Here is a 12,924-nt window from a genome sequence, read left to right as displayed (position 1 = left end):
GCGCGACGGCGGTACCGCTCACCCCGACCGGGCCGTCGGTCATCTCAACCACGCCCGGTCGCCGATCACCACGGCCAGCTCGTCGGTGCGCTCATCGGACCAACCCGGGGGCGGCAGGATCTCCGCCCAGGCATACACCGGCGCGGTGCCGAACTGGTGGCCCTGCCCCTGCGGCACCGAGTTGGCGGAGAACTGGTCGACACCCAGCTGCAGCATCGTCACCCCCGGGATCCAGCGTACGTTCGGGGAGACGTCGCGGCCGCGCTCCTCCTCCAGCCAGTCGGGGCGCTCCAGCGCCAGCGACGGCGACCACCAGGTGATCGGGTCGTTCGCGTGCTGGAGATACCCGATCCGGGTGCCGTTCCAGGCGCCAGGCAGGTCCCACTGCTCGGGCTGGTCGGCGAAGCGTACGATCTCGCCGTCGTCCAGGATCGGCAGCACCTGCGGGGTCCCCTGCTCGCGTTCCTCGGTGAACCGGCTCCAGAGCCGGTTGTCGGCGGTCGGGCCGACGAACAGGGCGCCGTCGGTGCGCGTTGCCAGGTCCTGGGCCCCGCTGAAGGCGGCCTCGCCGCCGAAGCTGCCCAGGCTCTCCCCGCTCACCACCAGCAGCGGACGCTCGGTCTCGGGGATCTCCAGCCAGCGTCCGTAGACGGCGTCGAAGAGCGCCAGACCGGCATCCTGCGCGCGCTGCCGGTCCAGGACGAAGGACATCCAGCTCGGGAGGTAGGAGTACTGCAGGCTGACCGTCGCCGTGTCGCCGCCCCACATGAACTCCAGCGCCTGGGCCTGGTTCTCGTTGACCCAGCCTCTGCCCGTGCCGGTCACCACGTTGATCACCGCGCGGTCGAAGCCGCCGAGCGCGTCGAGCTCGGTCACCGCGGCCGACGCCTCCTCGCGGATGTCGACGCCTTCGTGACCGGCCCCGACATAGGCGCGCACCGGCTGCTGGGCAGGCTCCTGGGTGAACTCGCCGATGTCGGCGGCGGTCGGTGCGCTCGCGATGAAGACCCGACCCTGGCGGCCCAGGTCCTCCCATGCCTGGGACGAGGCCGGGCTGGCCGTGAGCTCGGGCGTCGTGGGCGCAGGTATTTCGGTGCGGAACTCCTGGTTGATCGTGGCGAAGCTCGAGTCGAGTGCTCCCAGCAGGCGGTTGCCACCCACCCCGATGGCCAGCTCGTAGATCAGGACCGCAGCGATCAGGCCGCCGATCACGGTCGATGCGGCAGCGGGAAGGAAGCGGCCGACGAACCGGCCGATCGAGCGCCCCAACGCCCTGATCCCTCGCGACAGTCCGAGCAGCAGCGCGAGCAGGACCGCGGTGATCAGCACGGTGAGCACCAGGTGCCAGATGCCCACCCGGTCGACCCCGACCAGGTCGCGTACCTGGTTCTCCCACCGCAACGACAGGCCCAGCACGACCAGCGTGCCGACGCCGGCGACACCGGCGAGAACCCGCCATGCGATCACCCGTGCCCGGCCGGCCAACCGGCCACCGCAGCTGCGGACCAGCCATCCGGCCAACGCGCCCGCGCCGTAGCCGGCCAGCATGCACAGCGCGGTGAGCAGCGCCTGGAAGAGCGCTGTCCTCGGCATCAGTGACGGGGTCAGCGATGCCCAGAGAAGCACCACCATGCCTGCCGTCGCCGCGAACGGCGCTCGCACCTGCTTTCGCAGCTGCTCTCGCAGCACGTCGACCGCGTCACTTCTCGGGATGGACCATCGCATCGACCGCGACGGTCACGGCCAGGATGAGCGCAGGATCCTCGCCGGGCGCGACCTCGACACCGTAGGTGTCCCGGACACGGAACCACTTCTTGGACACCTCGGCGATCTTGCGTCCGTCAGCTTCGATGTCGTACTCGTGGTCGACGATGTTGCCCTGGACCGTCCAGTCCTCACCCTGCTCGCGGTCGACCTTCCAGCGATCACGCAGGGGCGAGATGAGCGCCTTGTGCACGAGGGCGAGCTTCTCGCCGTCGGCGTCCTCGATCGCCATCGAGTCCCGGATGTGCAGGACCCTGGTCTGGATACGGCAGATCTTGTTGCCGTGGGCATCCTCGAGATCGAACGTGTCGCGCAGCCGCAACGCCTTGCCGTCGACATGGAAGACGCGGTCGCCGTCCTCGTTCTCGATCCAGTAGTCGTCACCGATGGAGATCATCTTCTGGCGCATCTGGAAGCGATGGGCGCTCCCGCCGCGCCCGAAGGCCTCGCGTTCCTCTTGGCGCTTGTCGCGTCGGTCTCGAAAGCCCATCATTGTCTCCCTTCACAGGACCATCCCAGCGTCGTCGCAGGCGAAGGGGGACGGATCACTCGTTCCGGGTGAGGTGGACGGACCGGAACGGACATCAGATCAGGGGCATGAGTTCTGACTCTGCCACCACCGAGGCACCCGCTGTAGCGAAGATGAGTCTTCCCACCCTGACCGCGATGGTCGTGGGTGGGATGGTCGGCGCGGGCGTCTTCTCGCTGCCGGCCCGGTTCGGGGTCGCCACCGGCATCCTCGGCTCGCTGATCGCCTGGGCGATCGCGGGCGCCGGGATGCTCATGCTGGCGTTCGTCTTCCAGAGCCTCGCCATCCGCAAGCCCGAGCTCGACTCCGGGGTCTTCATCTACGCCAAGGCCGGCTTCGGTGACTACGCGGGCTTCAACTCCGCCATCGGCTTCTGGGCGAGTTCCATCGCCGGCAACACCTTCTACTGGGTCTTCATCGGCGCCACCATCGGCGCCTTCTTCGACGGCTTCGGTGACGGCGACACCGTGCTCGCGGTCGCGCTCTCCACCGTGGGGGTGTGGCTCTTCCACTATCTGATCGCGCGCGGCGTCCGGGACGCCGCGGTGATCAACCGGATCGTCACGATCTTCAAGGTCCTGCCGATCCTGGTGTTCATCGTGGTCCTCTTCATCTCCTTCGACGCCGGTGTCTTCGCCGACAACTGGGTCGCCACCGGCTACGGCGATCTCGGCAACCTCGACGAGCAGATCCGCAACACGATGCTGATCACCACCTTCGTCTTCATCGGCATCGAAGGGGCCAGCGTCTACTCCCGGTACGCCAAGAAGCGCGAGGACGTCGGGAAGGCGACCGTGCTGGGCTTCCTCAGCGTGCTGTCGATCTTCGCGCTGGTCACCCTCTCGAGCTACTCAGTCGTCCCGCAGCCCGAGCTGGCCGCCACCCGGCAGCCGTCGATGGTCGGGGTCTTCGAGTCGGTGGTCGGCGACTGGGGCGAGGTGTTCATCAGCATCGCGGTGATCGTCTCGGTCCTGGGTGCCTACCTCGCCTGGACGCTGATGGCCGCGGAGGTCATGTACGTCCCGGCCCGAGCCGACGACATGCCCGCCTTCCTGGGTCAGGAGAACCGCAACGGCACCCCGATCACCGCGCTCGTGGTGACGTCGCTGGGCGTCCAGGCGCTCCTCGCCCTCACCCTGTTCGTCAACGACGCGCTCAACTTCATGCTCGATCTCGCCACCAGTCTGGCGATCCTGCCCTACCTGTTGGCCGCGGCGTACGCCCTCAAGCTCGGCCTGACCGGCGAGGCGTACGAAGGGGTGCCGGCCGGCGTACGTCGCAAGGAGACGATCGTGGCCGGCATCGCGACGGCGTACACGTTCTTCCTCTTCGACGCTGCCGGGCTGAAGTTCGTGCTGCTGATGACGCTGATCCTCGCGCCGGCGTCGCTGCTGTACATCAAGGCCCGCAGCGAACATGGCCGGCGGATCTTCAGTCCCACCGAGATCGCGCTGTTCGGCGCGATCCTCATCGGAGCGGCGATCGCCGTCGTCGGCCTGTGGTCCGGCCGGATCTCCCTCTGACCTCGTCCTCAACAGAAAGGCATCCCATGTCCGAGCAGGAGTCCGCGTACGGAGTCCATTCCGAGGTCGGCCGGCTCAGGAAGGTGCTCGTCTGCGCACCCGGCCTGGCCCACCGCCGGCTGACCCCCAGCAACAACGACGAGCTGCTCTTCGACGACGTGATGTGGGTCGAGAACGCCCAGCGCGACCACGCCGACTTCGTGAACAAGCTGAGCCAGCGTGGTGTCGAGGTCGTCGAGCTGCACGACCTGCTTGCGCAGACGCTCGCGGTCGCCGGCGCCAAGGACTGGATCCTCGATCGCAAGATCGTGCCGAACCAGGTCGGCCTCGGGCTGGTCGACGACACCCGCACCTACCTCGAGTCCGTCTCGGACCGACAGCTGGCGGAGTTCCTCATCGGTGGCCTCGCGACCAACGACCTGCCTGACGACTTCCGCTCCGCCTACCTCGGCCTCGCGCGGGAGTCGACCGGGGCCCGCGAGTATCTGATGCCACCGCTGCCGAACACGCTCTACACCCGGGACACGACCTGCTGGCTGTACGGCGGGCTGACCATGAACCCGCTCTACTGGCCGGCGCGCAAGGACGAGACGCTCCTCTACAAGGCGATCTACCAGCACCATCCCGACTACGTCGGCTCGACCGTGTGGTGGGGCGACCCCGAGCTGGAGTGGCAGCAGGCCAGCTTCGAGGGCGGCGACGTGATGCCGGTCGGCAACGGGGTCGTGCTCGTCGGCATGAGCGAGCGCACCTCCCGCCAGGCGATCACCCAGGTCGCCAAGGCCCTCTTCGAGCAGGGTGCTGCGGAGAAGGTGATCATCGCCGGGATGCCGAAACTGCGGGCGGCCATGCACCTGGACACGGTCTTCACGTTCGTCGATCGCGACATCGTTACGCTGTATCCGACGATCATGGACGCCGTGCACACCTTCACCCTGGTGCCCTCCGACAAGGCACCCGGGGTCGAGGTGATCGACCACGGCGACGCGGCCTTCGTCGACGTCGTGGCACAGGCGCTCGGGCTGCCCGAGATCCGGGTGATCGACACCGGCGGGGACGTCTACCAGTCCGAGCGACAGCAGTGGGACAGCGGCAACAACGCGGTCGCGCTCGAGCCCGGCGTGGTGTTCACCTACGACCGCAACACCCTCACCAACACGCTGCTGCGCAAGGCGGGGGTCGAGGTCATCACCATCGTGGGCGCCGAGCTCGGCCGCGGCCGGGGTGGCGGGCACTGCATGACCTGCCCGATCAGCCGTGATCCCGTGGAGTTCTGAGACCTACGCGGCCGCGAAGTGAGCACACCGGAGGGCCCCGACGTCAGCGACGCCCGCCCCGGACGTCGCGCCTGGATCACCCGCATCGTCCTGCTGGTCGTGGCGGCGCTCAGCACCGTCACGGTCGTACGCCTGGTCGGGCGGGTCGACTGGGAGGCGGCCCGGGACGCGCTGACGCACCTCAGCTGGTGGCATGCCATCGTGCTGCTCGTCGTCGTCCTGGCTCGTCAGATCCTGCTGGCGATGCCACTGAGGTTCTTCATCCGCGGGGTGACGTTCTACCGGGCCACCATCAACGACCTCGGCGCGACGCTGATGTCGCTCATCGCTCCGCCACCCAGCGATATCGCGCTACGGGTCGCGATGTTCAAGTCGTGGGGGGTCAGCCCCGCCAAAGGCCTCGCCGGCACGGTGATGAACTCGCTGACGTTCTACATCGCGAGGTTCTCGGGCCCGCTCTTGGGATTCATCCTGCTGCTGGCCGTCGGTGAGGCCCCTTCGTTCCGATGGCTCGAGCTGCTCAGCATCGCGGTCGCGGCCGTCATCCTCGTGACCGTTCTCATGGTCGTACGCAGCGACCGGCTCGCACGCACCGTCGGAACCCGCTCCGGACGGATCGTCCGCCGGTTCCGGAAGTCGGTCGACCCCGATCGCTGGGCCGACGCGTGTCAGAGCTTCCGTGCCGACATTTCCGAGCGGTTCCACAGCGGGTTCCCCCTGGCGGTCCTCTCTCAGGCCGGCATGATGGTTGTCGACCTCGCGGCGCTGACGCTGTGCCTGCGCTTCGTCGGGGTCACGGCGGACGAGGTGGGCCTCGTATGGATCACGATCGCCTACCTGTTCGCCTTCCCGTTCACCGTGTTCCCCCTCTGGGGGATCGGCATCGTCGACGCCCTCATCCTCGCCGCCCTGGTCGAAGCCGGTGGCCTCGAGGTCGAGGCGGCGGCCGTCGCCGGCCTGATCGTGTGGCGGGTGTTCACCGTGGGGCTGCCGGTGCTGCTCGGCGCCGTCGCGGTCGCGGTGTGGCGGCGTGAGGTAGCGGGGCAAAGCCAGGCCTGACACGCCGACCCGGTGAATCGGAGCGACGCGCACCCGCCCTCAGCCTGGAGGCAGTGCCGGGACACCCCTCGTCGGTGCCGGTGGCGTGCTGTCGGTCTCGTCGACCGGGCCGGACGGGGTGCGGCCTCCGGCCCGTTCTGCTCCCACCCCGGCGGCGACCACGAGCCCGATCCCGAGGACGGCGATGAGGTTGGGCGCCTGGTCGAGGGCGAAGAACCCGATCACGAGCGCCATCGCCGGCTCGAGCGCCATGAGGGTCCCGAAGGCACCGGCGGTGAGACGTCGCAGCGCCAGCATCTCCAGGGCGAAGGGCACCACCGGTACCAGTAGCGCCAGACCGAGGCCGGCCAGCAGGAGCTCGGGCGTGAGCTTTCCGACGATGCCCGGTCCGACCACGAAGGTGGCGACCAGGGCCGCGACCGGCATGGAGATCGCGAGTCCACCGATGCCGCTGACCGCGTCGCCGACTCGCTGGGTGAGCAGGATGTAGCACGCCCAGCACACGGCCGCACTCAGGGCGAACGCCACGCCGACCGCATCGACGGCGCCGTCCCAGGGTTGGGTCAGGCACACCACACCGCCGGCGGCCACGAGCGCCCACGCCCGCGCGATGCCGCGGCTGCGGAGGACAGCCACCCCGAGCGGCCCCAGAAACTCCAGCGCGGCGGCCGTGCCGAGCGGGAGCCGGGTCAACGCCGCCATGAACAACAGGGTCAAGCCGGAGGTGACCACGCCGAGAGCGACACCGGCCAGCAGCGTCTCGCGCCTGAACGACGAGAGCCGCGGCCGGACGAGGACGAGAAGCACCAGACCTGCCCAGAACAGGCGCAGCCAGGCGACACCCGCCGGACCGAGCTGATCGATCAGTCCCACCGACGCGGCGAGCCCGAGCTGAACGCAGAGCATGGCCGCCATCGCCATCGAGGCGCCGGTGCGGGCGGAGGAGGCGGGACGGAGAGCCGGTCTGAACATGAGGCCCAGTTGACCTCATCCCATCCGTTCGCGTCCACGTGACATTGCTGGACATTATGTTCGACGATCCGAAACAATAGACAGGTGGACGTACGCAGGCTCCGGATGTTGCTCGAGCTCTCTCGCCTCGGCTCGATGCATGAGGTCGCCGCCGAGATCGGCACCACCACCTCAACGGTGTCCCAAGCCATCGCAGCCCTCGCCCGAGACGTCGGCACCGCGCTCATCGAGCCTGATGGCCGACGTGTACGCCTCACCCCCGCAGGGCATCGCCTGGCCGAACATGCCGTCACCATCCTGGCGGCGGTCGATGCGGCGCGTCTGGACCTGGATCCTGACGCGGAGCCGATCGGCGTGGTCCGGGTGGCCGGGTTCGCCACCGCGATCCGACGCTCCCTCCTGCCGGTGATCGACGGCCTCCGGAACACTCATCCCGGCATCGAGGTCCGGGTGCGTGAGCACGAGCCGCCGGAGGCACTGGCTCTGCTCGCGCGCGACGACGTCGACCTCGCTCTCGTCTACGACTACAACCTCGCCCCGGCGTCGTGGCGCAGCGACCACGACACCATCGCGCTGTGGGAAGTCGAATGGGGCCTCGGAATGCCGACGCACGAGCCGCGCGCCCCACTCGCCGCCTTCGCCGACCGAGACTGGATCGTGAACTCGCGTCACACCGCCGACGAGGAGGTGCTGCGTACCCTGGCCTCGATGGCGGGATTCACGCCGCGAGTCGTCCACCGCGTCGACGCTCTGGAACTCGTCGACGACCTCATCCTCGCAGGTCACGGGCTCGCGTTGTTGCCGCGAGGGCGCACCTCCCGTCGTGGCGTCACCGTTCGGCCGTTGACCGACCCCACGGTCCGGCTGCGGGGCTATGCCGCGACGCGACGCGGCCGAGACCGATGGCCACCCCTAGGGGCGCTCCTGAACCGCCTGCCCCAGGTCTGACCAGGAAATCCGAGCACGAACCGGCAGCGCGACACCGCCCGGCCGCGACCCGCTGCTGCCAAGATCATCTCGTGCCCACGCCTCGCGACGCCCTGCTTGCCTCTCCCCCAGGGGGAGACCTGAGGATGGCGACATGAGCGAGCCGCTGATGTCCATCGGGACGTTCTCGCGCGCCGCCAGCCTGTCCGTCAAGACGCTTCGCGCCTATCACGCCCAAGGCCTGCTCACCCCGGCCGCGGTGGACCCGGAGAACGGCTTCCGTCGGTACGCCTCCGGGCAGCTCGCGGATGCGGCCGTGATCCGTCGGCTCCGCGAGCTGGAGGTTCCGCTCGCCGACGTCGCCACGATCCTGGCCGCACGTGACCCGGAGGTCACCGCGGCGACCCTCGCCCGCCATGCCGAGCAGATGCGCGAGCGCGCGCGACGGGTCGAGCAGATCGTCCACGACCTGCACGCGGCGCCGCCGGAGTCCTGGACCCCGCCGCGTCTCGCTGAGCTCCCCGCGATGCGCGCGGTCGCGGTGACCGGCATCGTCAGAGACGGCGCGTACGACGACTTCCTGGTGGCGGCGTACGAGCGCCTGGAGCAGGCCTGCCGGGACCCGGGTGTCGAGTTCACCGGCCCGTCGTCTGCCTTGTACGACGCGGAGTTCCTCGACGATGCCGAGCAGGAGGTCACGGCGTACTTCCCGGTGGACGCGGACGTCGCCCCCGCGGGCACGACCCTGCTGCACCTGCCCCCGGTCACCGCCGCGGTCGTCACCCACTCCGGGGACCACGAGACCCTTCCCGACACCTACGGGCTCCTCGGTGCCTGGGTCGCCCACCACGGGACCCCGACCGGGCAGCCGCTCCGGGAGGCGTACGTCGTCAACGTCTCCGACGGCACACCGCCGTCGGCCTATCAGACCGACATCGCTTGGCCACTCACCCCTCGAAAGGACACTCCATGACCCTGACCCTTGCCGCGATCAGCTTCGACTGCGCCGACGCGCTGCGTACCGCCACGTTCTGGGCCGCCGCGCTGGACCGGAAGCTCGACGAGGGCAGCAGCGACGAGTTCAGCTCCATCGGTCTGAAGGAGCCCACGCCCGGCGCAGCGGCGTGGCTGTTCGCGCGTGTCCCCGAGCCGCGCCGGGCGAAGAACCGCGCACACCCCGACCTCGTCGCACAGGACCGCCCGGCGGAGGTCGCTCGCCTGGTCGACCTCGGCGCCACGGTCCTCGACGAGCACGACGAGTTCGGAATCCAGTGGACGGTCCTGCGCGACGTCGAGGGCAACGAGTTCTGCGTCGCGACTGCACACTGAATACCGCCCCGCGTATCAGAGCCTGCCGCTACCGCTCCTCGATAGTGAGGCTTCGGTTGTCGTTCTGGAAGGTCCGGAACCCGGAGCCCACAGGGGGAATGAACATGAACAACGAAGATCTGTTCATGGCACAGTCAGAGGCGGTGCCCGAGGAGCTCACGGCCGTGGCCGAGTCGAAGGCATCGGCCGAGGAGGGCCTGCTCGGCAGGGAGAACGTGGTCGGCGTCGGGGTCGGTCTCAAGATCAAGGGCGGCGAGCAGACCGAGACGCCGAGCGTGATGGTGCTGGTCAGCCAGAAGATGCCGACCGAGCTGGTCAGCCGCGCGAACACCATCCCGAAGACGGTCGACGGCAAGCCGACCGACGTCCTCGAGGTCGGGCACCTGTTCGCCGGCGGCAGCCAGCAGCAGCTCATGGAGACCCAGGAGGTCGATGCCCAGACCCTGGCGACCCGGATCCGTCCGGCTCGACCGGGTTTCAGCGTCGGGCACTTCAAGATCACCGCAGGGACGATCGGCGCGGGAGCGTACGACCTGAGTCCCGTCCCGGGGATCCCGCCGCGCTACTACATCCTGAGCAACAACCACGTGCTCGCCAACTCCAACAACGCCAGCATCGGCGACCCGATCCTGCAGCCCGGCCCGTTCGACGGTGGAACGGCGCCGGCGGACGTGATCGGCCGGCTGGCCCGGTTCGTGCCGATCAGGTTCGACGGCACCTGCAACTCCGTGGACGCCGCGGTAGCGGAGGTTCCGTTCCACGTGATCGACCGCGACGTCTACTGGAACGGCTACCCGGCAACGGCCGCCAAGGCCGCAACCGTGGGGATGCTCCTCAAGAAGACCGGCCGCACCACGAACTTCACCACCGGCCGGGTCACCGCCATCGCGGCGACGGTGAACGTCAACTACGGCGGCGGGAACGTCGCGAAGTTCTGCAACCAGATCATCACGACCAACATGTCAGCCGGCGGCGACTCCGGCTCGATGGTGCTCGACCTGCAGAACAACCCGGTCGGGCTGCTCTTCGCGGGATCGAGCGTGGCGACGATCCTCAACCCGATCGCGCTGGTCCAGCTCGCCCTTCAGGTGCGTGTCTGGCCGTGATCGGCTGAAGGGCCCGGAGATGCCGTCAGCCCTCGGATCTGAAGGCGTCTCCGGTCTCCACGCGCACCGGCAGGCCCTCGCACTCCTGCGGCAAGGACCGCACCGCGGCCGAGGCCGGGTCGAGGGCGTAGACCACCACCGCCGGTCCCCCATCCTCGGCGGCACCGATCGCGACACCCGCGATGCCCTCCCCGATCCACTTCTCGGCGACCGTCAGCGCCCGCCGTGACCGCTCATCGAGGGATGGGATCTCGGCGTACAGGTCGTCGTCCGCGCTCATGCACCCAGGCTACGCCGGGCGCCCACAGACCACGGTCGCGTTCGCGATCCGACTCACGGGCCAGCCACTTCGCCGTCCTGGCCGAGCACGCTGCTGTCTCGCCGTAGCTCCTCGCGCGAGCGGAGCCCGAGCTTGCGCAGCGCGTGCGACATGTGCGTCTCGACGGTGCGGGGCGAGAGGAACAGCTCGGCGGCGATCTCACGGTTCGTCCGCCCCTCGGCGGCGAGCAGCGCGATCTCCCGCTCCCGGTCGGAGAGATCCGTGCCGAGCGCTCGGCGACCGCCTCGCCAGGGGTACGGAACGGCCACCCCGTGGCGACGCATGAGCTGGGTGACCCGGGCGATGTCACGCCGGGCGTCCAGTCCGCCGTAGGTGCGCAGCGCAGCCTCGAGGAGTGCCGGGCCGGAGCCTGCGCCGTGCGCACATCGCCAGTCGCCGAGCCGCTCCTCGACCTGTGCTGCGACGTAGACGAGTCCCGCGGCCGCCGCCGCGTGGCGCGCGGAGGCCAGCAGCCGTTCGACGGCCGCCGCGTCCCCGTCGGCCTGAGCGACGATCGCCTCGCAGATCCGCACCGCCGCGAGCGCGGCCGGCGCGTCGACATCATCGAGACGGCCGGCCAGGTCAGCCACCTCGGCACGGACCTCGGCCACCGTCCCCATCGCGACGGCCGCGTCGACGAGGCAGAGCATCGGGGCGGCCGCCCAGACGTAGAGGCCCTTGCGACCGGCCTGGTCGACCGCGGCCCGCGCCTGGGCAAGGCTGCCGTGGGCGTCGCCGGTGGAGAGCAGGAGCCGGGACAACGCGGCCTGGGCGGGAATGAGTGGCCATACCGAACCGACCCGCTCGCAGTCGGCGATCACGCCGGCCAGCTGCTCGCGCGCTTCGGTCCCGGTCGCGGTCGCGGTCAGCACGAGTCCGTGAAGCAGGCGCGCGTCCAGCGAGGCCGCTCCGAAGCCGAGTCCCGGCACGGCGAGATCTCGCACGCGTTCGGCCAGACCGTCCCAGCGACCGTTCTCGTAGTCGGCCATCGCGCCGACGAGGACATAGACCTCCGCGACCCGCTCGAACCCGGCCGACTCCGCGACGGCGCGGCCCTCGGCGAGGAGCTCGTCGGCGCGTCGCAGGTGACCACCGTGAAGAGCCCCTTGGGCCCAGTTCACCGCGGCGCGTGCGTGTTCACGTGGGTGGGCGAGCAGCACGCCGTCGCGGCGTACGGCGTCGATCAGGTCCCAGGCCTCCGGTCGTCCCTGCTCCAGGAGCAACGAACCGCGGGTGATCCGCACAGACAGGCTGACGTCGTCCGCTCCCGCCCGCTCGGCCGCAGCCTCCGCCTGCTCGCAGCGCTCGAGGTGGGTGGCGATCGAGACGTCGACCACGGTCTCGGGCACCGCGAGGACGGCGAGGGCTCGCGCCTGGAGATCGGGGCGTCCGTCGAGGTCGGGGACCGCACGCTCGATCGTGCGGAAGCCGTCGCGCGCGTGTCCCTGCTGCCGCTGGAGCCTGCCCAGCGCCAGCCCGAGCTCGCCTCGGGCGAGCGCCGGAAGATCACCCTCGTCGAGCAGCCTGGCCAGGATCGGCATCGCCTCCGCGTGGGCGAGGCCGTCGACCGCGGCTCGGCCGAGCTTCGTCGCCAGGCGTACCCGGGCGTCGGGCGCCAGGCTCGCCATGTCTGCCGTCGCCTGACGGAGAAGGTCTGCGGCGACGGCATCGTTGCCCCGCCCGATCGCCTCGTCGGCGGCGGCCTCGGCATGACGTACGAACTCGGCCGGGCGACCGGCCCGCTGGTAGTGGTGAGCGATCCTCGCCGACCGGGACGCACCGTCGGACTCCTCCAGGACCTGGGCGATCCGCAGGTGCAGCCAGCGACGTGTCGGTGACGGCACCTCGTCGTAGATCACCTGCTGAGCGAGTACGTGGCGGAACCTGCTCCGTCCATCTTGGTCGTGGAGCAGACCGATGGCGTACGCAGCGTCGAGGGCTCGCGCGACCTTGCGCATGTTGTAGCCGGTGACCTCGGCGACCAGGCCGGCGTCGACCGTGAGATCCGCGACCGCGGCGGCACCGAGCACCTCGACGGCCAGGGCGTCGAGGGCGGCCAGGCGCTCACGTACGACATCGCGCAGAGCGGTCGAGACCGACAGCGCTGCGATCGCGTCGG

At 69.8% G+C, this 12,924-nt stretch carries 12 protein-coding genes; 7 read left to right on the top strand and 5 right to left on the bottom strand.

Going from position 1 to position 12,924, the window contains the following annotated elements; all coding sequences use genetic code 11:
- Positions 1 to 39: 39 nt before the first annotated feature.
- Positions 40 to 1,725 carry an alpha/beta-hydrolase family protein gene (locus ABZU72_RS25755; protein ID WP_355021624.1) on the bottom strand — a complete coding sequence of 562 codons (1,686 nt, stop codon included), beginning with the start codon at positions 1,723 to 1,725 and terminating at the stop codon, positions 40 to 42.
- Positions 1,700 to 2,254: an LURP-one-related family protein gene (locus ABZU72_RS25750; protein WP_355021623.1), complete on the bottom strand. Its 555-nt coding sequence runs from the start codon at positions 2,252 to 2,254 to the stop codon at positions 1,700 to 1,702. The genes ABZU72_RS25755 and ABZU72_RS25750 overlap by 26 nt, the downstream gene beginning before the upstream one ends.
- Before the next feature lie 107 nt (positions 2,255 to 2,361).
- On the opposite strand from ABZU72_RS25750, the gene ABZU72_RS25745 reads away from it, so the two are divergent.
- The 3 genes from ABZU72_RS25745 to ABZU72_RS25735 are packed head-to-tail and all read left to right on the top strand — an operon-like array spanning position 2,362 to position 6,152.
- Positions 2,362 to 3,816, top strand: a complete 1,455-nt coding sequence (locus ABZU72_RS25745) for a basic amino acid/polyamine antiporter (RefSeq protein ID WP_355021622.1) — start codon at positions 2,362 to 2,364, stop codon at positions 3,814 to 3,816.
- A gap of 26 nt (positions 3,817 to 3,842) precedes the next feature.
- Positions 3,843 to 5,093, top strand: coding sequence for an arginine deiminase (locus tag ABZU72_RS25740; RefSeq protein WP_355021621.1), 1,251 nt, complete (start codon positions 3,843 to 3,845; stop codon positions 5,091 to 5,093).
- An 18-nt stretch (positions 5,094 to 5,111) separates the two neighbouring features.
- Positions 5,112 to 6,152 carry a lysylphosphatidylglycerol synthase domain-containing protein gene (locus ABZU72_RS25735; RefSeq protein WP_355021620.1) on the top strand — a complete coding sequence of 347 codons (1,041 nt, stop codon included), beginning with the start codon at positions 5,112 to 5,114 and terminating at the stop codon, positions 6,150 to 6,152.
- A gap of 39 nt (positions 6,153 to 6,191) precedes the next feature.
- On the opposite strand, the gene ABZU72_RS25730 is transcribed toward ABZU72_RS25735, so the two are convergent.
- Entirely contained in the window at positions 6,192 to 7,124 is a 933-nt protein-coding gene (locus ABZU72_RS25730; RefSeq protein ID WP_355021619.1) for an EamA family transporter, read from the bottom strand.
- 84 nt (positions 7,125 to 7,208) lie between these two features.
- Here ABZU72_RS25730 and ABZU72_RS25725 point away from each other — a divergent pair, with 84 nt between their 5' ends.
- From ABZU72_RS25725 to ABZU72_RS25710, 4 genes are all read left to right on the top strand, one after another.
- A complete protein-coding gene (locus ABZU72_RS25725; RefSeq protein WP_355021618.1) occupies positions 7,209 to 8,072 on the top strand; it encodes a LysR family transcriptional regulator in 864 nt (287 codons plus the stop codon).
- 133 nt (positions 8,073 to 8,205) lie between these two features.
- Entirely contained in the window at positions 8,206 to 9,024 is an 819-nt protein-coding gene (locus tag ABZU72_RS25720; RefSeq protein WP_355021617.1) for a MerR family transcriptional regulator, read from the top strand.
- Positions 9,021 to 9,380, top strand: coding sequence for a VOC family protein (locus ABZU72_RS25715; RefSeq protein ID WP_355021616.1), 360 nt, complete (start codon positions 9,021 to 9,023; stop codon positions 9,378 to 9,380). The genes ABZU72_RS25720 and ABZU72_RS25715 overlap by 4 nt, the downstream gene beginning before the upstream one ends.
- Before the next feature lie 125 nt (positions 9,381 to 9,505).
- On the top strand, positions 9,506 to 10,486 hold the full coding sequence (locus ABZU72_RS25710; RefSeq protein WP_355021615.1) for a serine protease: 981 nt from the start codon (positions 9,506 to 9,508) through the stop codon (positions 10,484 to 10,486).
- A 25-nt stretch (positions 10,487 to 10,511) separates the two neighbouring features.
- On the opposite strand, the gene ABZU72_RS25705 is transcribed toward ABZU72_RS25710, so the two are convergent.
- Entirely contained in the window at positions 10,512 to 10,766 is a 255-nt protein-coding gene (locus ABZU72_RS25705) for a hypothetical protein (RefSeq protein ID WP_355021614.1), read from the bottom strand.
- Between the two features lie 53 nt (positions 10,767 to 10,819).
- Positions 10,820 to 12,924, bottom strand: a 2,105-nt coding sequence (locus tag ABZU72_RS25700) for a LuxR C-terminal-related transcriptional regulator (protein WP_355021613.1), incomplete at its 5' end; no start/stop codon positions are given.

This window comes from Nocardioides sp. NPDC004968 (genome assembly GCF_040608935.1).
Taxonomy (GTDB): Bacteria; Actinomycetota; Actinomycetes; order Propionibacteriales; family Nocardioidaceae; genus Nocardioides.
The sequence above is the reverse complement of the archived record's forward strand: the minus strand, read 5'-3'. Positions and strand labels throughout refer to the sequence as shown.